The sequence below is a fragment of the Paraburkholderia sp. SECH2 genome, from assembly GCF_030464795.1.
Taxonomy (GTDB): Bacteria; Pseudomonadota; Gammaproteobacteria; order Burkholderiales; family Burkholderiaceae; genus Paraburkholderia; species Paraburkholderia aspalathi.
The window spans coordinates 1-21,299 of sequence record NZ_JALPRH010000005.1 but is presented as its reverse complement, the minus strand read 5'-3'; the positions used below and the strand labels follow the sequence as shown (position 1 = coordinate 21,299).

Below are 21,299 nucleotides of genomic sequence, written 5' to 3'. Positions count from 1 at the left end.
CGGAGCGTGCCATGGCGACTCATGAGAAGACCGACGACCCGGCTCCGACGATTCTGGTGTTGAACAGCGGTTCGTCGTCGCTGAAATTCGGGCTGTTTACGCGCTCCGCGCACGCTGGCGGCGATGAAACATTGTTGCTGGAAGGGAGTGCTGAAGGTATTGGGCGCGGCGACGGAAGCTTGCGTATCAAGTCGCCTGACGGTCGCGTGCTGGTGCAGGAGAAGGATGTGCTGGAGTCGCAGACCGACGCGTTGCAGAAGCTCGCGCGCGTTCTTGCTGAACAGAAGCACGGGCGTCCCGCTGCGGTGGGGCATCGCGTGGTGCATGGCGGGCCGCATCTGCGAACGCATCAACGCTTGACACCTGAAGTCCGGCAGCGCTTGCAGGACGCTGTGCACTTTGCGCCCTTGCACATTCCACCGGCGCTGGCATTGATCGACGAGGCAACGAAGATTTTTGGCGACGCGGCGCATTTCGCCTGCTTCGATACGGCGTTTCATTCAACACTGCCGGCACGCGCGGCGCAGCTTGCGTTGCCGCGCCGTTACGCTGAGGCTGGCGTGATTCGCTACGGCTTTCACGGGCTGTCGTATGAATCGTTGGTGACTCGGCTCGGCGCTGATTTGCCGCCGCGAGCGGTGTTCGCTCATCTGGGCAACGGGTCGAGTTTATGTGCCTTGCAGGACGGCAAATCCGTCGATACGTCGATGGGTCTCACGCCGACCGGTGGCGTGCCGATGGGCACGCGCAGCGGCGACCTCGATCCGGGTGTGCTGCTGTATCTGATGCGCGTAGAGAAGCTCGATGCCGATGCGCTGGAGACGCTGTTGAATCGTCAGAGCGGCCTCGCCGGTTACGCCGATGGCGAGAGTGATATGCAGGCGCTTGAAAAGCGCGCCGCGGCGGGCGAAGTGAATGCATTGCTGGCGCTGGATGCGTTTGCTACGGCCGTGCGCAAGACGGTTGGCGCCTATGCAGCTTTGTTAGGCGGGATCGATTTGCTGGTGTTCACGGGTGGAATCGGTGAGCACAGTGAGGAGATTCGTAAGCGGGTGTGCGCGGGGCTTGCGTTTTTGGGGCTATCGGAAGGGGATTCAGCGGGGAAGGTGAGGGCGATTCATACGGAGGAGGAGAAGCAGATTGCGAGGCATTGCCGGAGGCTGTTGCAGGCAGGTTCTGGCTGAGGTTATTCGTTTTTGATCGTGGTGCGGTCCGAGACGCCGGTTACACCGAACAGACGGGTGACATCTTCGAGTGCGGCGGTTCTTTGCTGCTCACGGTGAAGTTCGCCCTGCAGCGTGATGCGGCCGTGGGAGACCTTTACTTTTATCGCGTCTTTAGGCACCGCGGCGTCCCACGCTAGCCGCGTTCTGGCTTCAGCCGCAACCTGTCCATCACTCAGGCGCGAGCTGCCGATAATGCCTGCGCTGTGCGCAGCCTGGCGGGATTTACGCATACGAACTCCATCGAGGTGCCAAGTCACCGAACACTAACAGATGCAGACGATTCTGCCTTTGGCCGCAGCTATGGAAACCGCCTTCTGATACCGCCCTTAAAATCCCCACAAGTATTCAGGCAATAGCACAATCAATAGTGACTCCAATGTGAATTGATTATGAAATTGTTAAAAATTGCGACATTACGTTCGTTAATTCACAAGGCCTTGATATAGTGACCGCCGTCATGCGGTGTCAGATTAACTCCTGAAAAAGAAACCCCCTGTGTATCGCTTTTATTGGCGATAAGGCTCCCCAATAACCTGGCGGGGTAAATCATGAGTTTTGCATCAATTGGAAGTGGTAACGGCGCCGGTGGCAGTCCCATCGGATCGCTTGCGGCGGGCGGTGTGCTGGGTGATGTCGGCTCGATCGCCGGCCTTGCCGGTCAGGCGGGTTCGCTCGCCGGCGTGCCCGGCGCGGGCTTGATGGGCGGGGCAGCGCGCGCTGTGCAGCTTGCCCAGACGGGCATGTCATTGCTCGGGCGAACGCCGGCCTCGATTGCCGATTCGATCAACGGTGCGTCCGGTTTAAAGCCCCAGCTGACGCAGGAAAACCGCTTTATCAAAATCGAGTCGCCGCTTGGCGGCAACGTGTTGCTGGTCAGTGCGCTGGTTGCCGATGAATTCGTCAGCCAGCTTCCGGAAATTCACCTCGATCTGCTATCCCACCAGAATAATATCGAGATTGAAAAGATCGTCGGCCAGCGCGTGAAGATTACGCTGGATCCGCAGAGCGCCAATACGAATATTCTGACAACGACCGTTGCGTCTCCCGACAGCAGTCGCCGGTATTTTCATGGATATGCGGCATCGTTCAGCCGTGTTGGCAATTCCGGCACGGTCACCCGTTACGAAATGACGGTAGTGCCGTGGTTCTGGTTTCTCACCCGTTCGTCGGACTGTAGGATTTTCCAGAACGAGACCGCGCAGGACATTCTGACGTCGATCTTCAAGGAGCTGGGATTTTCGGATTTCGAGTTCCATATCCAGAGCGAGCGCCCGCAACTCGAGTATGTGGTGATGTACCAGGAGTCGTACTACAACTTCTGCGCACGTCTGATGGAGCAGGAGGGCTTGTTCTGGACCTTCCGCTATGAAAAAGACAAGCACGTGCTCGTGATCGGCGACTCGAATTCGACGTTTGCGCCGATCGAAAATCTGAAGACGATTCCCTATTACGCGGATAGCTCGGCCAGCGAGTTGAACGGTATCGACCGCTGGGACGAAGCATTCAGTTTCCGCGTGGGGAAAGTCACGTTCCGGGACTTCAACTACAACGCGCCGTCGTCGCCGTTGATGCACGTCGAAGTGCCAACCGCCACGTTGAAGAATCCGAATATCGGCAGCACGGAGCGGTATGAGTATCACTCGCTCTATGACCATGGCAACGACGGCGAGCGCTACGCCCGCTACGCGATGGAGGCCGAAGAGGCGCAGGCCCGCCAGTTCACTGGCAGTGGCTACGCCTCTCGCATGACCACGGTTGGCCGCTTTACGTTGGTGAACCACCCGGTATCCACCTACAACAAGGATTTCGTGATCCTGCACGTGCGGCACCAGGCGGTGAACGACTACTCGCGGCATGAAGCCGAGATGCCTTACCGCAACACCTTTACGTGCCTGCCGCGCGATGTGCCATTCCGGCCCGAGCGACGCACGCCCAAGCCCTACATGCACGGCACGCAGGCTGCGATCGTGGTCGGCCCGAAGGGCGAAGAAATCTACACCGACGGCAGCCGCGTGAAGCTTCACTTCATGTGGGACCGGCGTGGCAAACAGGACGGTTCCGATTCGATGTGGGTCCGCGTGTCGCAGCCGTGGGCCGGGAAAGGTTGGGGCGGCTCGGCGATTCCCCGCATCGGCCAGGAAGTGATCGTGGCGTTCAACGAGGGCGATCCGGATAACCCCGTCATCGTTGGGCGTGTGTTCAATGGCGAGTCAGGCAATCCATACCACGGCAGCAGCGGTCAGACGATGGGCCTTAAAAGCCAGACGCACAAAGGGGACGGCTCGAACGAACTGCGTTTCTCGGACGTGAACGGTGCGCAGGAGTTCTTCATGCACGCGCAGAAGGACATGAATACCGTGGTGGAAAACGCCCAGAGTACTCAGGTGCTGAAGGGCGATAGGTCGATTGCCGTGGCTAAGGGCGACCACCTTACGACTGTGTCGGTCGGCGATCTGCAGGACGCTGTTACGAAGGGGAATACGACGCAGCAGACACCTGCAGGGGTGCACACGATCGAGGCGAAGGAGTTGTGGATCAAGGTGGGTGGGGAGGGGGGGACGAAGATTCACATGACAGCTGATGCGATTGAAATCTACAAGGGTTCGTCGGTCATCCATATCGACGACGGGCAGATCAAGGTTCAGGCCGGTAACACACACATCAATCCCGATAACGGCTGATTCCCGACTCATATCAACCTCCGTGTCACTGGAAGAACAACATGTATCAGATACAGGAAGGCTCACTGTCGTTGCCGGCCGACTGGCATGACAAGACGATGAACGTGTTTGTGTCGGCGGCCACGGGAACGGAAGGTGTGAGCTTTGTCGTGACCCGGGAGAGCTTGCCATGGGGGATGAAGTTTCATGAGTACACAGCCAACGAAATTCAGAAACTCTCGAAACAGGTCGCGGGTTACGAGCTAGTTGCCGGTGCGGAGTCCGAGGTGTCAGGCCGCGCTGCGTACACGCACGAATTCAGATGGCTCAATAACGGCAAGCCGATCCAACAGCTGCTTACGATGGTCGAGTATGGCAAGCGGGTCCTCATGCTGACGTTTACTGCTGCGGGCACGATAAGCGAAACGCAGAAAACTCAGGTACACGCGATGATCCAGAGCTTCTCGCTTAACGAGCCTAACTGAACACCGCAAGACCATGGCTGACCAGGACAACGACATTCCCGTTAGCACCGGCGAACCAACTGGTACCGCTAGCGAACGGCTGGCTCATCTGCAGACACTGGAAGATGGCGAGGCCGTCAAGCAACGGCAGATGGAATGGGTCGACGGCGCGAACTATGGGATGCTCGGCGCCGACGTTGGTTACGGCGCATACGCTGCAGGTTCTGCAGTCATTGGGGCCGGCGCGACCGGGGCTGCGGCGGCGGGCGCCGCAGCGCTTGCTGCGGTACCCGCGGTCGTTGCTCTCGCAGGGTCATGGGCGCTCGGTAAGTTGGGCGTCACTGGAGCGATCGCCGAGGGTATGACGAAAGTTGGCGATGCACTCGGCCTGACCATCGGCCGGGGTGATCCCCACCCGGCGTGCGTTGGCGACGATATTGCACACTCGTCCGGCTTCCTCGGAATGATGGCTGGACTTGCGGTGGGTATCGCCATTGGAGCAATGGTCGCCGCGACGGTGGTGACCGGGGGACTTGCAGGGGCACTTATCGTTGGCGTCTGCATGGCCGGTGGGCTGAGCCTGGGCAGCGCACTTGCCTCGGCGAGTCAGAGTATGGGTAGCAATTGCGGGAAGATCTCGAGCGGATCGGGAAACGTCACATTTGAGGGAAAAGCCGCCGCTCGCGTCACCGATGTTGCGTCATGCTCCAAACATTCGAGCTCCCCGGAGCCACTGGTCGAAGGCAGCAAGACCATCACGATCAATAGCCTGCCGCTGGTGCGCATCGGCCATTCGACTCATTGCAGTGCTAAGGTCAATTCGGGTCGTAAAAGCGTTTGGGTTGACCGAACGACTGGGCAGTACGGACCGAAGAATCCCGAGCTTACCGCCGGTGAAGAGTTCTTCGCGGGTTTGCTTGGCGGCCTGCTTGGCGCGAAACTAGGTGGCATGCTCGGAGATGCGCTTCCGAAACGGGAGCCGACCCAATCTGCTGAGGTGTCGGGAAAGAAGGACGAAGTCTCCACGTGCAAGGAGGACCCGGTCGATGTAGCGACTGGCGAGGTGGTCGACGTCCGCACTGACATTTCAATTCCAGGTGTGTTGCCCTTGCAGTTCACGCGGCGTTACCGCACGCGTTCGGAAGACACAGGCCTTCTCGGGCCGAAGTGGTCGAACAACTGGTCGCAGTGTCTGTCGTTCGATGATGGTCACCTCGTGCGATTCCATAGTGCGAGCGGACAGACGATCACCTTTATAGCGCCGGAAGTCGGTCTCGACGGCATCAACCTGCGCGAGCCTCGTTATCGCCTGATCGGCACGCGGGACGAACCGCGGATTTTCGATCACGAGACACGACAGGTATTGGTATTTGCACCGCTTGCCGAAGCTCATACTTCGAGGCTCGAGCGGATCGAGGATCTGAGCGGCAATGCTTGCACATTTACGTACGATGCGGATGGCCGTCTCGACGGGCTTGTGCATACGGACGGCTACAGGCTTGATATTCTGTATCGTGGTACGAAGCGCGAGGTCGACCAGATTGTCCTTTACGATGTATCGGGCAAGCCGCACACACTCGTCGAATACGGATATGACGGGGCGATGCTGGCGCGCGTCGCGAGCTTCCAGCACGGTCATTTCAATTACACGTACGATCACAATGGATGGATGACGGCCTGGCGAGACACCGATCAGACCGATGTCCACTACCTGTACGACGAGGTTGGCCGTGTGGTCGAAACGGGTACGCGGCAGGGGTATCACACCGGGCAATTCGTCTACGAGGACGGTCGCACGCGCGTCATCGACGGCGACGGCGAATGGGTCTACGACTACAACGCCGACGGCCTGGTCACTGTTGAGAGCAATCCGCTCGGCCACACCACCGTACGGGAGTGGAGACTCGGACGGCTGTTGACTCAGGTGGATGCGCTCGGCCGACGCACCCAATTTCTCTACGACGATACGGGCAATCTCGTGTCTGCCGAGGAACCAACTGGCCGCACGACACGGTTTGAATATGACGACACTCGGCTGATGACCGCGGTCGTGCTGCCCGCTGGAGTACGCATCAAGTTTGAATACGACCATCTGCAGCGCCTGATAGCTCGCACGGAGCCCGACGGGACGATTAAGCGTTACCGATATGGAGAGCGCGGCGAACTCTTGCGTGCCATCGATGGCGTTGGCGAAGTGCGGCTCGACTACGACGCGCGGCTGCGGCTGATCACGACTCGACTTCCGACCGGCGCGGAATTCCGTACGGTATTTGATGTCCTTGGGCGTCTCGTCGAAGAAGTTGATCCTGACGGTAACGTCACCCGGTATGACCATTCGGCGGGCGCTGAGAATCCCCGTGGCGCGGTCGCAAAGCTTATCCAGCCGGACGGCGCCGTTGTCTGTGCGCGGTACAACACCGAAGGTCTGCTCGTAGAGCAGAGCGATCAACTCGGCCGCGTTACCCGACACGAGTACGGGCCGTTTGACCTTGTTACGGCGTCGATTGACCCTGCCGGCCACATTACCCGATTTGAGTACGACCATGCTACGAGGCTGACGAAGGTCGTTAATGCACTGCGCGAGACGTGGGAATATCGTTACGATGGCGCAGGTCGCCTCATCACTGAGATCGACTGGGGTGGCCGCACGACGCACTACGAACGGGACGCGATTGGCCGTCTACTTGTAAAGACGCTGCCGGACGGGGGTAAATGGCGTTATGGGTACGATCCGTCTGGCCGCCTGGCCACGGTCGATGCCGGCGACGTAGGGTTGGCCTACACCTATGACGATGCGGGTCGGCTCGCTACGGCCGAAGTGCGAGGCGGGTCCGCCCACGTAACGCGCTTCAGCTATGACGAAAAGGGGCGTCTGATTGGAGAGGACCAGCACGGTGATCTCCTGAAACACATGTACGACGCCGAAGGTCGACGCAGTGCGCGAATAACGCCACATCGGCAAACGCTGTATGAATACGACAAGCTCGGCGCACTGACCAAGGTCGGCCCGATGTCGATCCTGCGCGATAGTCAGGGGCGGGAAACAGGCCGGCAGGCTGGCGAGTTCGTCATGCAGCGGCAATACGATGCGTTGGGCCGTGTGCGCCGGCAGGTCGCGGGGCCGCGATCGGCGTTCGACGAGATACAGTCGAACCCGGTTCACGCGTTGGAAAACCTCACGCGTCAACTGTATTCGTACGATGCGGCCGGGCAGTTGGAGCGTGTAGACACTGATTCCGACAGCGTGACGTATCAACGCAACTTACGTGGACAGATAGCGTCCGTGCATAGCCTCCGTCAGCCACCGGAGCACTACCGCTATGACGCGAACCTCAACATTGCAGCGCACGGCCAGCAGGGGCCCACTGACGCTCACTGTTACCTTCCAGGAGGGCTTCCGGAACGCGTCGGCTACGCGCGCTATCGTTACGATGCGCGCGGGCGGACGATCGAAAAGACGGTGGAGCAACCGGGGTTCAGGCCGAAGAGTTGGCAATACGCGTGGGACGGGTTGGACCGATTGGTGAAGGTGTGTACACCGGAGAAAGGGGTTTGGATCTATCGGTACGATGCGTTCGGCAGGCGCGTAGAAAAGAGGCTGGTTGGTGCGCGAACAGCGATTCGCTTTCTTTGGGACTGTGGACAGATCGCGGAGCAGTGGCAAGACAAGGACGGAACGTGTGCGTTTGTTAGGGGCTGGCACTTTTCTGAGAACGTCAACCCGCTAGCTCATGAAACAGACAGTGGTGTCTTTCCAATTCTGTCGGATCAGTCCGGCTTACCCAAGGCCATGTTCGACGAACGTGGCGCGAAAATCTGGGACGCTTCCTACACGATATGGGGGCGGCATCTCAAGTTAGATCGAGTCAACAATCACGTTGGGACCGACGAGCCGTCAGAAGTAAACCTCCGATTTCCCGGACAATGGGACGATGAGGAAAGCGATCTGTTCTACAACCTGCACCGATTCTACGATCCTCAAACAGGGCAGTACCTGACAGTTGACCCGCTTGGACTCGCTGGTGGCCTGCGTACCCATGCTTATGTGACGGTCCCGGACATGTTGATTGATCCGTTCGGGTTAGCAAGCTGTCCGGTTCGAGAAGTCAACGGAGCGAAAATACACGGCACCGGACAGAAAGACGGAACGCCAGGTCACGATCAATTTTCCGAGGTCATAGCAAACAAACTTGCAATGAGCGGAAAATTCACTGATATCTATTTGAATCGCTCGTACAATTACGCGAACAGTGGGGATGTGTCGCTCAGACGCCCCGATATCATGGCGGTCGATGTCAACGGCCAGACGCATGCAATAGAGCTCGCGTCGAGGACTGATATGGGGGCCAAGCTTCCAACGTTGACTGCTCGAAATAGGGCCGCCATGGGCAATCTGCCGGCATCAAATCGCGGCGAAATTATCGTTCTCGATCATCCGTACAACGCGTCCGACATCAAGAGCGTTTTGGATGACCTTATTTCCGGAATTTAGTGGGCGGATCATGTGCACAGGAATGGCGCTATATGGGACAGATCGAATAAGTCCGCTTGAAGCATACAAGGCCGGCCATGAGTTCTTTTCAGCAATGTCGGTCGACATAACGACTGCGGGATATACACGTTACATTGAAGTCGCTGGCGAGAGGGACGTCGAACTTGTTGAGGTTCCTTTCGACGAGCTCAAGAGCCTGATTGAATCTGGAGTCGCAACCGATTTCCGGATATACAACAACTCAGGTGGCCAGATACCTTGGCGCGCTTCGTTCGGCTACAACACGCCTTCCTTTGGCGGTTTTTTTGGTATTGATGCACAGATCGATGTTCAACTTGCGGATAGTGCCGACAAGTTTATCGACTACATCAAGCGAATAGCCACGAGTCTGAATGTCTCTTATGGAATAGCATATGAAGCGCCGAAGATGACCTCCGCGTTTTACTATGCAGCCGGGAGCAATCTCGCGAAACTGAAGCCATTTGAGAATCCGTCGGCCTTCGGCAAGGAAGTGCCAGGCGGATCTTATGGAGCGGCTCGCTATCAAGAAAGCATGCTAAGGATGGTGTATCCGATCAATGTTATAAGTGATCGTCACCTTAACATCGTGGTTGGTGGCATTCAGCTTAAAGAATGGATTGTCGCGGAAGACAATCGTGGATCCCTGCAGCCCATAGGGAATGACCTTTGGCTCTGGTTGGTGCCAGAAGCCGCCCTGGATTCAATCAATCAGCTATGCGGGGAAGCGGGAATCCTGATTTCATGGAAGCCGCAAGCAGTCCCGCGCCCAGGTCGAAAACTGCCTTGAAGGCACTGGAAACAGTGGAGAGTGCTGCCGGTGTCCTTGCGGGCACCGGGCCTGTCGCAAAAACGCCTACTAAATCACCCCCGCCAAAACCTGCGCCGTAGCCGCCGACAACGTCCACCCCAAATGCCCGTGCCCGGTGTTATAAAAAACACCTCGCCGTTTCCCACGCCCGACCTTCGGCAACATGCTCGGCAACATCGGCCTCAACCCCGCCCACGGAATCACCTTCGAGGTCGACACCTCAGGAAAATACCGTCGAGTCCAGTCGACCAGCGGCGCAATCCGATCCGACCGGATATCCCGATTGAACCCATTGATCTCCGCCGTCCCCGCAACCCTAAACCGGTCCACGCCAAGCCGGCTCGTCACGATCTTCGCGCTGTCGTCGAGCAAACTGACCCACGGCGCGTTCTGCTGACTCACTTCATCATCGAGACATACGGTGATCGAATAACCCTTAACCGGATAGACGTTCACGTGATCGCCAAGCATCGCCGCGAAGTCGCGGCTCTTCACACCGGCGCACACCACGATCCGCTCGAAAGCAAACCGTTGCGATTCACCTTCCAGATTGACCATCAACGAAAACCGACCCTCAGCCGGCTGCTCGATTGCCGTAATTTCCGCGTCGTAGTGAAACTCGACACCATGCCGCACGCAAGCTTCAGCCAACCCGCGTGTGAACTTGTGAATATCGCCAGTGGAATCGGAAGGCGTAAAAAATCCACCAAAAAAATCACCATGCAGCGTGGGCTCGATCGCGTGCAACTCGCTCGACGTCACCGGATTCCGCTCCAGCCCGCCTTCGCGCAGCAATTCATTCACCTTGCTGGCCGCATCGAATTCCTTGCGCGTCTTGTAGATGTGCAAGATGCCGCGCCGCTCCAGATCGAAGTCGATCCCTTCGCGCTCGGCTATCGAAAACAGGTGCTCGCGCGCCGCAATCGCGAGCCGCACCGTTTCAACGGTGTTCGTCCGGTAATGAGGAATCTGCCTTAGAAACTCGCCCATCCACGAATACTTGTGCCACGTGGGCATCGGATTGAGCAGCAGCGGGGCGTCGCGCGTGAGCATCCAGCGCAAGCCCTTGAGCACCGTGGCCGCGCTGTTCCAGACTTCGGCATTGCTGGCGGACAACTGGCCGCCGTTGGCGAACGAGGTCTCCATCGCCGCATAGCGATGACGTTCGAACACGGTGACGTGGTGGCCGCGCTGCGCAAGGGCGTGCGCAGTCGTAACGCCGGTAATGCCGGCGCCTATAACGGCGATTCGTGACATGACATGGTCCAGAGTAGTTGAGCATCACCGGTGTCGATTTCGTGTCGAAACCGGCGTCGATGCCCCATCTGTCCATGTACCTGAGAGTTTCTTCCTGTGAGCATACGCATCGCGATGCATGCGGTATGCAGGGAATCCCCTTCGGTGGGCGCGCATGGCGCCGCTCTCCAGATGTTCCAGCTGCGCGGTCCTTTTGCCTGAGAGTTTCCGGGGCGGTTGCTCCGTCGGCGTCGTCACAATCCTCTGACGATCTCTCCCGCGCTGCATTGCAGAACGGCTAGACGATACCGGGCAATAAATTTCGCCGCAAGTGTTTCTTTCGATGCAATGCGCCATCGGCACAGTACCAGTGGCATCGGCTATATTTAGCGGCACTGCCCGATTTCAATTCCCACAGGAGAACGCCGTGCCCGCTGCCACAACGTTGCTCGCCTTTGCTCTGGTCTCGCTCGGCATGGTGCTCACGCCCGGCCCGAACATGATCTATCTGATCTCGCGATCGCTCTGCCAGGGGCGGCGCGCAGGGCTTGTGTCGCTCGGAGGCGTCGCGCTCGGCTTTGTGTTCTACATGTTTTGCGCGGCGTTCGGTATCACCGCACTGCTGCTGACGGTGCCCTACGCGTACGACGCGCTGCGTTTCGGCGGCGCGCTCTACCTGCTGTATCTGGCGTGGCAGGCGGTCAAGCCGGGAGGCCGCTCGCCGTTCCAGGTGCGCGACCTGCCGCACGACAGCCGCCGCAAACTCTTCACCATGGGGCTCGTCACGAACCTCGCGAATCCGAAGATCGCGGTGATGTATCTGTCGCTGTTGCCGCAATTTATTTCACCGGAGCACGGCAGCGTGCTCACGCAGTCGATCGCGCTGGGTTGCGTGCAAATCGTCGTCTCCGTCACGATCAACGCGTTGATTGCGATCATGGCAGGTTCAATCGCCGGGTTTCTCGCTGGGCGGCCGGTATGGCTGCTGGTGCAACGCTGGCTGATGGGCACCGTGCTCGCCGGTCTGGCTGTACGGATCGCGCTCGATTCGCGCCGTTAAATCACGCGATGCAGACTCGCCTGCATCACGCTCACAGCGTCTTGTACATGATGGTGGTCGAATCAAGCCGCTCCTCCAGTGTGTCGCGGCAAAACTGCGGGATCACACCAGCCGTCTGATAACCGAGCGCGGCATAGAGCGGCTCGGCCTTGTCGCCGGTGCGCGTATCGAGCGTCAACAGGCTGCGCTGCAACTGGTGCGCACGCTGTTCCAGTTCCGCCATCAGCGCTTTGGCGATGCCCTGACGGCGGAACGACGGATGGACCAGCAGCTTGCGCACCTCGGCGCGATGACGCTGGTTCGGCATCGTGTCGTAATCAAGTTGCACGGTGCCGGCAATCGCCTCGCCATGGCGAGCAACAAAAAGCACCAGCGCACCCGCACGCAGCGACGGCAGCACCTTGCCGCGCCAGAACGCCTCACTTTCCTCGACGCTATACGGCAATACAAAGCCAACGCTCGCACCGTCACGGACGCAGGCACGCAGCAGCGCGCCGAGTTCGGGCAGATGGCGAACAAGGTCGTCGGCGGAAAAGGTCGTGATGCTGGTCGCGTTCATGGTGGCTCGAACTCAGACGATGAAGAGGATGTAGCGCGCCGCGCTATGCGAGGGCGTGACGAACGCGCTGGGACCGAACAGTTGGTAGCGCAGACAGTCGCCGGGTTGCAGATCGTGACTTCGGCCGTCGACGGTGATCTGCAGTTGCCCTTCAAGCAGGATCAGATGATGTTCGAGGCCGGCTCTCGGCGACGCGTCGTATGTGATGCGTACGCCGGCATCGAGTTCACACTCCAGCGCCTCGCCGCTCAGCGCCTGGGCGGGTGGCGACACGGAGCGGCGCCGGAAACCGACGCTCGAGTCGACCCAGATCGACTGCTCGTCGCGCGCCACCAGCGGCGCGAAGTCCTCTTCGACCATGTGCATGAGACGCGACATCGGCAAGCCGTAGGCCACGCAGAGCTTGCCCAGCACACTCGCCGTGGGGCTCACGGCGGCGTTCTCGAGGCGCGAGAGGGTGGCGCGGCTGACGTTGCTCAGCTTGGCGAGATCGTCGAGCGACCAGTTGCGCTCGGCGCGTAATCCGCGCAGACGCTGGGCGATGCGACGGTCGATGGCGTTGTCATCGGTGAGTGCGTTTTCCATATTCGGGAAATTATCTCGAATATGGGAATTCGTCAACGGAACAAAAAAACGCCGAAGCGGATACGAATGCGTTCCGGGCACGCTTCGCCATTGCGGAGATTCGTACACTGCGAGCGGCCGGGCCGTTTATCATAGTGGCCACAAACTAAAACCTGCCGCCTGGCTGTGCAACGGTAAGGCACACCATCCACGAGACCCGGCGGCGCATGCCGCGACATCTTCTATGAACTCCACTCCCGACGCTGTTTCCCGTCCCTCCATCCGCGCTTTGACCTTGCTTGAAGGGCGTGTGCTCGGCGTGCTCGTCGAAAAGCAGCACACCGTGCCGGATAGTTATCCGCTTTCGCTGAACGCACTGACTTTGGGCTGCAATCAGAAAACCGGCCGCGCACCCGTGATGAATGCGACCGAAGCTGAGGTGCTGACCGCCGTCGACGGATTGAAGCGGCTGAGCCTCGTGATGGAAGGCAGCAGCAGCCGCGTGCCGCGCTTCGAGCACAACATGAATCGGGTGTTGGGCTTGCCGAGCCAGTCGGCTGCGTTACTGACCACGTTGCTGTTACGCGGTCCGCAGACCGCAGCCGAATTGCGTTTGAACAGCGCGCGCCTGCATGGATTTGCCGACATCTCCTCGGTCGAGGCGTTTCTCGACGAACTGGCTGCCAACGATCCGCCGCGAGTGGCGAAGCTGGCCCGCACGCCGGGCGAGCGCGAAAATCGCTGGATGCATCTGCTATGCGGCGAAGTCAGCGCAAGCGATCTTGCCCAGCCTGGCGGAGACGATGAGGTCGTGCCGCTGTCGGCGTTCGAGGCAGTCAAAGCCGAACAGAAGCGGCTTGCCGACGAGGTGAGCCGGCTTCAGGTGGTGGTGCGCCGGATGGCTGCTGAGTTGGGGATTGAAGTTGAAGAGCTGCGCACGGAGGATTGAACCGCGATTGGCATTTGGTTTCTCGCACGCTGCGAGCGTTGGAACGTGCGAGCGCGCAAGAAACCAGAAACTAGAACTTATAGTTCACCGAAGCGAGCGTGTTGAGCTCGAATCTCTTTTCGGTAATCGGGCTATTCGCGGCGTCATGCTCCAGTCGCCCGAAGGTCGCGGAAACCGAGCCATTCCAGTGCTTCGAAAAGTCGTAAGTCACCTGGGCGTTCATATGGACGTCCCGCACGCCTGCACTGGTGCTGTACGTAGGCAATCCTGACGCCGCGCTCTGCTGCTCAGACACGCCGAAAAACGTCCGCGTATAAGTGCCATTCGCCCAGGTGAAGCCTGGTCCCACCGAGAACAACCAGCCGCCAACCGGGGCGGACGCCACGAAATCCGTGCTGATCGTCGTCCCCTGGTGATGCCCGGCGATATCCTGGTACAAGGCCACCGACCCGGTAAACGCCCACCACGTGTAGTCAGCGAAGAGCTTCAGTTTCGGTCCGCCATTCACATTACCAAGTCCATGCAGGCGCGGATCGTCGGACTCCTTGCGCATCTGGAAATCGAAGCTCAACGCAGCGCCCACGTGGTAGGCAGGGCCGCGCAGCACGTTCACGCCGAGCACGTCAGGGCCCTGCGAGAAAATCCGGTCGTCGTATGAGATGTCCAGCGCCGGGAACGGGAATACGCTCAACTGGCGGGACCCCGGGTACTTGGGCGTAATCACCACGCCAGGACCCACGCCGATTTTCCATTTGCTGCTGGTGGCCGCGCCGGTGCTGGCGTCAGTTGTCGCGTTCGGACTTGCATCGTCCGCGTAGGCCGCGCGTGCAGCGCAAAGGCCGAGCGCCGCGGCGAGCAGTAGCGACATACGTGCGGGCTTGCCGAACCTCAGCGTGGTATTCGCCGTCATGCGCGCTCCTTGCCAAGCGCCGCAAGTTGCCTGAGGCGTCGCGCCAAAGCCTTCGAGACGACCTGTTGTTTGCCGTCGTCGCCGCTATGGACGGCTTCGCTTTCGCGCAGGAATAGGGCGGTTTCACGCGCGACGATTTCGCGCTCGTTGTCCGACGTAATCATGTGATACGAATCATCCAGCCAGATTGTGCGTAAAAAGGCAGCGCCGATATTCGCGGCGACAAAGCGGGCATTGCGCGGGCTCGACGTCTCGTCGTCGATCGCGTGGACAATCAGACAATCGGTCTTGATGTCGCGTACCTGCGTGCGCACGCTCGCGGCAAGGCGGCTCGCCTGGTGCAAGGCCGGCAATGAAATCGTCGACGGACCGACTTCGCTGAAATCGCTGCGCTGCATCGCGCGAGCGATCTTTGCTCGTAGCGCTTCATTGCGCAGGCCGAACGGCGCCTCTTCACGGTAGCGCCAGCGTTTGCGCATTGGCGTGAAGTACGCCCAGTTGAGCAGGAAACGATACCAGGGGATCGCCCAGCCGTCGTATGAGAGCGTCAGCGACAACAACACGAGCGACTGCGCCCCTGGACGGCGATGCGCGAGAGCCAGCGCCAAGGCCGCGCCGATCGATAGTCCGCAGATCGAGACGCGGGCAAAGCGCCCGGCCAAAGCGTCGTACTCGCGCACGGCGGCTTCGAGCCATGCCTCCATTGCCTCTTCTTCAGAGCCGGCGCTGTAGCCTGGCAGGACCGGCGCGCACGTAGTGAAGCCTTCAGCATTCAGAAAGCGGGCGAGAAAACGCAATTCGAGCGGCGAACTCGACAGGCCGTGCAACATCAGCACGGCATGATCGTCGCCGGGTAAGAAGAGACTCGTCGGTTGACTCATGGATCAGGCTCCGATCCGTAGGACGAGAAACTCGCCGGCGTGGGTGGTGAACCGCTCGCACATGCACTCGGTCAGCTTCGACGGACCGTCGCCGCTTTTCAGGTGCACGCGATGGCTGCCAGGCCACAGCGCTTTGCTGAGCCGCTGGATGTCGTCGGGATCGACGTCGGTAAAGCGCGGGCCTGGCGCAATCTCGTTGGGCAGACGCGGCAGCATGCCTTGCGACTTGATGTCGTTACCCGGCTGTAGCGCGTTGCGCTCGAGCGCCTGAATGAAAATGAAAGTTCTGTGGTGATGGGATAGGTGGCGCAGCAGCCGATGCGTTTCGTCGACGCCGCGGCGCGCCAGCATGCGTTCGTTGTCGTGACGCAGCAGCATTTCATAGCGCGATTGCGCAACCGATGCGATCAGTTCGGCACGAAACTGCGAGCGGCGCAGGCGTTCAATCAGCACGATGACAATCAGCGTCACCAACGGATACGAGACCAGCAGGACCACGTCGGCGCGATCGAATACGGCGATGGTGGCGTAAGGCGGGACGAACAGATAGTCGGCGATACCGAGGCCGAGAAACATGACGGTGAGCGCCGGGGCCAGCCCGCAAAAATACTCGACCAGGGCCGCCGCGATACAGAACGCGGTGCCCGGCATGATCGGTCCCAGCAGCGGATGGAGTACCAGGCGTACTCCGCTCGCGATCGCCAATGCGGCGGCCGCGGTGAGCCAGACGCGGGTTCCCCGTGGTGCCCAACGACGGGCGTTTTGGACTTCCATAATCTTTTTTTAGGGAGCGATTGCGCTTCCCGATTGAGTGTGACACTGCGCTTTTAAGCGCAGGTCGGACGATACCATAATCGGGCGGACGCAAAGGCCCGGAAAGACGTAAATACCGGAAGGCCGGGCGGGGCTATCGTGTTTCGAATGGGTGGCGGAAAAACATACCTGTGAATAGGGGTATTCTCACCAGCGTGGATTGTGCAGGCAGTGTCCTTAAGTGACGCTTAAGGACCGCAAATTGAAGTTGATGCCATTTACAAATGCGTGGCGCGGCCGCTCAGGCATCGCGACTGCGTCGCGGTTCGGCGGACAGGGTTCGTTGGGTGCGATAGAAAATGCGCGGCGGCACGTTGGGTGAATCTTCTGCGAGCCGGTCGAGTTCGTCGCGGATCGCGGTGAGATAGTGGCCATCGCGTGCGTCGGCGTCACCGGCGAAGATCGCTTCCAGCCTGCGCCGTACAGCGCCATAGCGGGCCCCCGCCGCGCGATGCTTTTCCGCGCGCTCCGCATATCTGAGGAAGGTTTGCAGCGCGGCTGAGACCGCCGCCGCAACGCTCACGAAGCCCACAAAGATCCTGAGCGCCGGCGAGACAGCGGTCGAACTCAACGACGCAAACACGGCCGTCCCCACGAACGCGGTCAATGCCGTGACCAGCCAGCCGACACTGCGGTCTCGCGCTGATAGCAGGTCGGCCATGTCGTAATGGCTCATCTGGGATTCACGCGCGCGCCGGATCCACTTCAGCAGAAGCTGGTCTTCGTCGACCGGGGGCTCGTACGCAGTCAGGTTCTTCATCTCGCTCATCGGGGCTGTCCAGTATCGCAAGCGTAGCGCATGCGTTTGACGATACTGTGCCACATGAGTGCGACGCGCTGAAAGCCGCGCACCTCGCCCGGATCAGCCGAGCAGGCGACGTACCCGTGGAATCACTTCTTCGGCAAAAATGCGCATGTCAGTCTCGAACGGCTGGAATTGCAACATGAACAACTCGATCCCCGCACGATGAAAATCGGCGATCCGCTGCGCGACTGTGTCATAGCTGCCGACCAGTCCAGCCGCCGTACCGCCGTTCGAACCTACACGCGGCGTTTGCGCGAAGGTCTGGAACATCACCGCCTTGGGGTCGATGTTCGATTTCTGTTGCTCACGTAACGGGGCATCTTTTGCGGCCAGTGCGAACAGATGGGCGAGGTGCTGATCGGCGGCCTCGCCGGATTCGCGAGTGATGACGAAGGCCGATAAACCAAAACGCAACGGCTCATGCGGACGAGGGCGCTTGCGGCCGGAGACATCCGCGATCAACGCCTTGACGGCGTCCAGTGGCTGGCCGTTGATGAACCACACGTCGCCCTTGTTGGCGACCAGCTCCCGCGCCGGTTCCGATTCGCCGCCCACATAGATGCGCGGACGGCTGCGAAACGGATCCGCGGGACGCAATAGATAGTCATCCACATTAAAATGCTCGCCGCGAAAGCGCGTACGCTCGCCGCGCAGCAAGGAATCCACCACCGTGATCCATTCACGTCCGTACGCATAACGCGCGTCGTGCTCCGCGAAGCCGATACCGGCGCGCTCCAGCTCCGGGCGATTCCACGCGTTGACAAGATTGATCGCAAAACGCCCGCCACTGATGTGTTCGATCTGCTGCGCCATCTTCGCCAGCACCACCGGGTGATACAGATACGGCTTGATGGCGGCGATAATCTCGATGCGCTCGGTCAGTGCCGCGAGCGCAGCGGAGGCGGTCCACGCTTCGAGCTGATCGAAGTCGGGATTGTGCGGATTGATCGTATGTTGCGCGACCAGCACGGAGTCGTAGCCAAGCCGCTCGGCTTCGAGAACGAGGGATTTGTTCCGCGCCCACGACGCGTCGTACGGCTCATCGGGGTCCTGCAGCGCTGCGCGGCTGCCATGAACCAGCGCCCAGATACCGAAGCGGGGAGGGAGTGTCGACATAAAGCAGAAATCTCCACGGTAAAAGCGTGTGCTTCAACTCGCATCAAACCTCGAATGATGAGCGATGCCGCCGCCACGCGTTCCAATTTCTACCCATATCGATCGATGAAATCAGTCTTTGGCCGTGTGTCGTTCTTTTATATATTCAGCGATTCCGCATATTCACATCACATGGATCTCGATCGATGCCTCTCGCTTTCTCCGGCTCCCGAAGCCTGCGACGCCTCTGCGTATGCCTGACGTTGATCGGCGGCGTGCTGTCGACTGACGTGGCATACGCCAACGAAACGGTGTCGATCAGCTACCAGCGTTCATCGACGCTATTTATTCTGTTGAAACGCACTGGCGCCCTCGAGAAGAAGCTCAACGCGCTCGGCTATGACGTGAGCTGGCACGAGTTCTCGACGGGACTGCTGCAGTCGCTCAACGCCGGCAGCGTCGATCTGCATGCGGATGTGGCGGATGCCTTTGCGCTCTTTACGCAGGCCGCCAACGCGCCGTTGACCTACTACGCCGAAGAGACTTCGGCGCCGACTGCCCAGGCGATCATCGTGCCGCCGGATTCGCCGATTCATTCCGTGGCGGACCTGAAGGGCAAACGTGTGGCGGTGTCCAAAGGTTCAGGCTGCAACTTTTTGTTGCTGAGCGCTTTGGCTAAAGCGGGTCTGACGATCAACGATATACAGGTGCGCTATCTGGAAGCGCCCGACGCGCTCGCCGCATTCCGTGGCGGCAATATCGATGCATGGGCAATCTGGGACCCGTTTCTCGCGGCTCAGCAGCGTGAGGCGCATGTTCGCGTGATTGCGGACGGCAGCGGCGGCGTCGCTCAATACAACCGGTTTTATACAGCGACAACGGCCTTCGCCGACAAGCATCCGGATGTGCTGCGCGTCGTATTCGACGAATTGAACACGACCGGCAAGTGGGTCAAGGCGCATCCTCAGGAAGCCGCACAGATTCTCGGCCCGGTGTGGGGCAATATTCCTGGGCCGACTGTTGAGTTGGCCAATAGCCGCCGCAGCTACGACATCGTGCCGGTGAAACGCGATCAATTGGCCGAACAGCAGCGTATCGCCGACACGTATCGCGCGGTGGGGCTGATTCCCGCTACTTTGAAAGCGACGGACATCCGTATCTGGACGCCCTCGGCGAAGTGATTCAGGGGAGCCGCTGCATCTAGCAGCGGCCGGGCAAGAAGTTCTAAGGCCGCGCGAGCGGCCTTAGTCGTTACAGTTGAGCAGCAGTCGCGGTGAGGACTTCCTGATTCCGCGCCACACCAAACCTCTCCTTGTGCGCATTCCCATTCAGATAGAAATCACCGATAGCAGCTTCACGGATGATCGCCGGATTGTGCGACGCCAGCACGCGAGCATTGCGCCAGTAGCGATCGAAGCGACGCGTCTCGCTGGTCGCTGATGCACCGCCCACTTCGAACAACAACGTGGCCGCTTGCAGGGTTTGTTCGATGACGATTTGCTGCGCCTGAAAAGTCTGGATATCGAGGCGCACATAGGTCTGTTCATCAGTGCGACCTTCCTGCCGCGCAACTGACACTTCATCGATCGCGTTGGCTAGCGAAGCGCTGATGCTCTGCGTCGAGTAAGCAAGGCTCGCAAGCCGGCCGACTACACGATGCACCAAGGGATTGTCACGCGGGCTCGATTCACCCGGAATACCGAAGGTCCGCGTTTTACCCTGCGTGAACGCCACCGCATCGCGCAGCGCCGCACGACTGATTCCGGCAAGGTTCGCGACATGCAGTGCCTGATAGTACGCAGTAAGCAGACTGTTACGACGAGGTTCGGACGCGTTATACCGGCGGTACAGATTGTCGAGCGAGACCGGCACATGATCGAAACGTGCCGTACCGCTGCCGGTCAGACGCTGCCCGAAACCATCCCAATCGTCGATGCGGGCGAGGCCTGGCGCATCGGTTTTGACGAGTACGCGGACGTCGCTTTCGCCGTCGTGCGCGGTAACGTCGACCCAGTCAGCGTAGAGCGTGCCCGTGGTGTAGTACTTCTCGCCGTCGAGATGCCACGCCCCGTTGGTTTGGGTAAGACGCACGCTGTTGTTGGTCACGCCGGTGCGTTCGGAAACGGCGCCGCCGATAATTTCACCTTGTGCGATACGCGTGAACCATCGGTCACGCAACGATTCATCGCCGTTTTCCAGCAGCGATTCGATAAATCCACCGTGCACGCGCAGGATTTGCGGAAGGTTCGAGTCTGCTTCGCCGAGACGCGTGACCAGCGCAAAGAACGCTTTCAGGGAGATGCCTTCGCCGCCGAAGCGCTTGGGCACGCGCAGTTTGGTGTAGCCGGCTTCGCGCAGCCATTCCACCGGCGCGTAGGCCAGTTCCCGATTCTGTTCGCGTTCTACCGCGCCTTCGGCGATGCGGGCGAATACAGGTGCGAAGCGTTGGGTTAGTTCGTTTTCGCCGAACGGGTCTGCTGCGTCTGCGGTTGCAGGATTCGGGGATGCGTGTGATTCAGATGTTGACATGGGTTCTCCAGAGCGGGCCTGGCGCCGAGCGCAATCTGAGAACGGTACGGGAGGGGAAGGGGGCGGGCAACCAAGTATTTGGTTGATTCTTAGAACGGGGAGTGAAATGGTTTTTGTGCCTGCGCGGCGCTTGTTGTCTGTGTTCTTAGGGCTTTGGCCTTTCCTTGTTCTTGCCTTGGTGCCTTTCCTTGCATTGTTAGTGGTCTATTAGCGTTGCCCCTGTGCGG

18 protein-coding genes and 1 riboswitch are annotated in these 21,299 nt (G+C 59.7%); of the genes, 8 read left to right on the top strand and 10 right to left on the bottom strand.

What is annotated here, in order from left to right; all coding sequences use genetic code 11:
* Positions 1-11: 11 nt before the first annotated feature.
* Complete coding sequence (locus M0D66_RS11200; RefSeq protein ID WP_211707111.1) at positions 12-1,184, top strand: acetate/propionate family kinase; 1,173 nt, start codon at positions 12-14, stop codon at positions 1,182-1,184.
* 2 nt (positions 1,185-1,186) lie between these two features.
* Here M0D66_RS11200 and M0D66_RS11195 read toward each other — a convergent pair whose 3' ends face one another.
* The gene (locus M0D66_RS11195; protein WP_093644215.1) at positions 1,187-1,456 is read right to left on the bottom strand and encodes a BON domain-containing protein; all 270 of its coding nucleotides are present in this window, start codon (positions 1,454-1,456) and stop codon (positions 1,187-1,189) included.
* A gap of 318 nt (positions 1,457-1,774) precedes the next feature.
* On the opposite strand from M0D66_RS11195, the gene tssI reads away from it, so the two are divergent.
* The 4 genes from tssI to M0D66_RS11175 are packed head-to-tail and all read left to right on the top strand — an operon-like array spanning position 1,775 to position 9,650.
* Positions 1,775-3,907, top strand: coding sequence for a type VI secretion system Vgr family protein (gene tssI, locus M0D66_RS11190; protein ID WP_211707110.1), 2,133 nt, complete (start codon positions 1,775-1,777; stop codon positions 3,905-3,907).
* 41 nt (positions 3,908-3,948) lie between these two features.
* A complete protein-coding gene (locus tag M0D66_RS11185) occupies positions 3,949-4,371 on the top strand; it encodes a DUF1795 domain-containing protein (protein WP_211707109.1) in 423 nt (140 codons plus the stop codon).
* Positions 4,372-4,384: 13 nt separating this feature from the next.
* A complete protein-coding gene (locus M0D66_RS11180; RefSeq protein WP_211707108.1) occupies positions 4,385-8,842 on the top strand; it encodes a DUF6531 domain-containing protein in 4,458 nt (1,485 codons plus the stop codon).
* The gene (locus M0D66_RS11175; RefSeq protein ID WP_211707107.1) at positions 8,820-9,650 is read left to right on the top strand and encodes a hypothetical protein; all 831 of its coding nucleotides are present in this window, start codon (positions 8,820-8,822) and stop codon (positions 9,648-9,650) included. Before M0D66_RS11180 ends, M0D66_RS11175 begins: the two co-directional genes overlap by 23 nt.
* A gap of 69 nt (positions 9,651-9,719) precedes the next feature.
* On the opposite strand, the gene M0D66_RS11170 is transcribed toward M0D66_RS11175, so the two are convergent.
* Complete coding sequence (locus M0D66_RS11170) at positions 9,720-10,928, bottom strand: D-amino acid dehydrogenase (protein WP_211707106.1); 1,209 nt, start codon at positions 10,926-10,928, stop codon at positions 9,720-9,722.
* 175 nt (positions 10,929-11,103) lie between these two features.
* Positions 11,104-11,197: riboswitch (glycine riboswitch) on the bottom strand.
* A gap of 137 nt (positions 11,198-11,334) precedes the next feature.
* On the opposite strand from M0D66_RS11170, the gene M0D66_RS11165 reads away from it, so the two are divergent.
* Entirely contained in the window at positions 11,335-11,967 is a 633-nt protein-coding gene (locus M0D66_RS11165) for a LysE family translocator (protein WP_054035436.1), read from the top strand.
* 31 nt (positions 11,968-11,998) lie between these two features.
* Here M0D66_RS11165 and M0D66_RS11160 read toward each other — a convergent pair whose 3' ends face one another.
* Positions 11,999-12,526, bottom strand: a complete 528-nt coding sequence (locus M0D66_RS11160) for a GNAT family N-acetyltransferase (RefSeq protein ID WP_211707105.1) — start codon at positions 12,524-12,526, stop codon at positions 11,999-12,001.
* A gap of 12 nt (positions 12,527-12,538) precedes the next feature.
* Positions 12,539-13,111 carry a helix-turn-helix domain-containing protein gene (locus M0D66_RS11155; RefSeq protein ID WP_211707104.1) on the bottom strand — a complete coding sequence of 191 codons (573 nt, stop codon included), beginning with the start codon at positions 13,109-13,111 and terminating at the stop codon, positions 12,539-12,541.
* A gap of 223 nt (positions 13,112-13,334) precedes the next feature.
* Here M0D66_RS11155 and M0D66_RS11150 point away from each other — a divergent pair, with 223 nt between their 5' ends.
* Positions 13,335-14,039 carry a YceH family protein gene (locus M0D66_RS11150; protein WP_054035438.1) on the top strand — a complete coding sequence of 235 codons (705 nt, stop codon included), beginning with the start codon at positions 13,335-13,337 and terminating at the stop codon, positions 14,037-14,039.
* Between the two features lie 70 nt (positions 14,040-14,109).
* Here M0D66_RS11150 and M0D66_RS11145 read toward each other — a convergent pair whose 3' ends face one another.
* The 5 genes from M0D66_RS11145 to M0D66_RS11125 form a co-directional block, all read right to left on the bottom strand.
* Positions 14,110-14,949: a MipA/OmpV family protein gene (locus tag M0D66_RS11145; RefSeq protein WP_211707103.1), complete on the bottom strand. Its 840-nt coding sequence runs from the start codon at positions 14,947-14,949 to the stop codon at positions 14,110-14,112.
* Complete coding sequence (locus M0D66_RS11140) at positions 14,946-15,830, bottom strand: carboxylesterase (protein ID WP_093644195.1); 885 nt, start codon at positions 15,828-15,830, stop codon at positions 14,946-14,948. Before M0D66_RS11140 ends, M0D66_RS11145 begins: the two co-directional genes overlap by 4 nt.
* Before the next feature lie 3 nt (positions 15,831-15,833).
* The gene (locus tag M0D66_RS11135; RefSeq protein ID WP_093644193.1) at positions 15,834-16,604 is read right to left on the bottom strand and encodes a DUF4118 domain-containing protein; all 771 of its coding nucleotides are present in this window, start codon (positions 16,602-16,604) and stop codon (positions 15,834-15,836) included.
* Positions 16,605-16,884: 280 nt separating this feature from the next.
* Complete coding sequence (locus M0D66_RS11130) at positions 16,885-17,403, bottom strand: SLATT domain-containing protein (protein WP_054035484.1); 519 nt, start codon at positions 17,401-17,403, stop codon at positions 16,885-16,887.
* A 102-nt stretch (positions 17,404-17,505) separates the two neighbouring features.
* A complete protein-coding gene (locus M0D66_RS11125; protein WP_211707102.1) occupies positions 17,506-18,564 on the bottom strand; it encodes an LLM class flavin-dependent oxidoreductase in 1,059 nt (352 codons plus the stop codon).
* 185 nt (positions 18,565-18,749) lie between these two features.
* Between M0D66_RS11125 and M0D66_RS11120 the strand changes: the two genes are divergently transcribed.
* Positions 18,750-19,724 carry an aliphatic sulfonate ABC transporter substrate-binding protein gene (locus tag M0D66_RS11120; protein WP_211707101.1) on the top strand — a complete coding sequence of 325 codons (975 nt, stop codon included), beginning with the start codon at positions 18,750-18,752 and terminating at the stop codon, positions 19,722-19,724.
* A 70-nt stretch (positions 19,725-19,794) separates the two neighbouring features.
* Here the strand turns inward: M0D66_RS11120 and M0D66_RS11115 are convergent, their stop codons facing one another.
* Positions 19,795-21,072: an acyl-CoA dehydrogenase family protein gene (locus M0D66_RS11115; protein WP_211707100.1), complete on the bottom strand. Its 1,278-nt coding sequence runs from the start codon at positions 21,070-21,072 to the stop codon at positions 19,795-19,797.
* Between the last annotated feature and the right edge of the window lie 227 nt (positions 21,073-21,299).

Coding starts and splice junctions, on each gene's coding strand:
- M0D66_RS11160 (WP_211707105.1), bottom strand. CDS start 12,526: ATGAACGCGACCAGCATCACGACCTTTTCCGCCGACGACCTTGTTCGC.
- M0D66_RS11130 (WP_054035484.1), bottom strand. CDS start 17,403: ATGAAGAACCTGACTGCGTACGAGCCCCCGGTCGACGAAGACCAGCTT.
- M0D66_RS11180 (WP_211707108.1), top strand. CDS start 4,385: ATGGCTGACCAGGACAACGACATTCCCGTTAGCACCGGCGAACCAACT.
- M0D66_RS11125 (WP_211707102.1), bottom strand. CDS start 18,564: ATGTCGACACTCCCTCCCCGCTTCGGTATCTGGGCGCTGGTTCATGGC.
- M0D66_RS11115 (WP_211707100.1), bottom strand. CDS start 21,072: ATGTCAACATCTGAATCACACGCATCCCCGAATCCTGCAACCGCAGAC.
- M0D66_RS11145 (WP_211707103.1), bottom strand. CDS start 14,949: ATGACGGCGAATACCACGCTGAGGTTCGGCAAGCCCGCACGTATGTCG.
- M0D66_RS11195 (WP_093644215.1), bottom strand. CDS start 1,456: ATGCGTAAATCCCGCCAGGCTGCGCACAGCGCAGGCATTATCGGCAGC.
- M0D66_RS11150 (WP_054035438.1), top strand. CDS start 13,335: ATGAACTCCACTCCCGACGCTGTTTCCCGTCCCTCCATCCGCGCTTTG.
- M0D66_RS11200 (WP_211707111.1), top strand. CDS start 12: ATGGCGACTCATGAGAAGACCGACGACCCGGCTCCGACGATTCTGGTG.
- M0D66_RS11135 (WP_093644193.1), bottom strand. CDS start 16,604: ATGGAAGTCCAAAACGCCCGTCGTTGGGCACCACGGGGAACCCGCGTC.
- M0D66_RS11120 (WP_211707101.1), top strand. CDS start 18,750: ATGCCTCTCGCTTTCTCCGGCTCCCGAAGCCTGCGACGCCTCTGCGTA.
- tssI (WP_211707110.1), top strand. CDS start 1,775: ATGAGTTTTGCATCAATTGGAAGTGGTAACGGCGCCGGTGGCAGTCCC.
- M0D66_RS11155 (WP_211707104.1), bottom strand. CDS start 13,111: ATGGAAAACGCACTCACCGATGACAACGCCATCGACCGTCGCATCGCC.
- M0D66_RS11170 (WP_211707106.1), bottom strand. CDS start 10,928: ATGTCACGAATCGCCGTTATAGGCGCCGGCATTACCGGCGTTACGACT.
- M0D66_RS11185 (WP_211707109.1), top strand. CDS start 3,949: ATGTATCAGATACAGGAAGGCTCACTGTCGTTGCCGGCCGACTGGCAT.
- M0D66_RS11140 (WP_093644195.1), bottom strand. CDS start 15,830: ATGAGTCAACCGACGAGTCTCTTCTTACCCGGCGACGATCATGCCGTG.
- M0D66_RS11175 (WP_211707107.1), top strand. CDS start 8,820: ATGACCTTATTTCCGGAATTTAGTGGGCGGATCATGTGCACAGGAATG.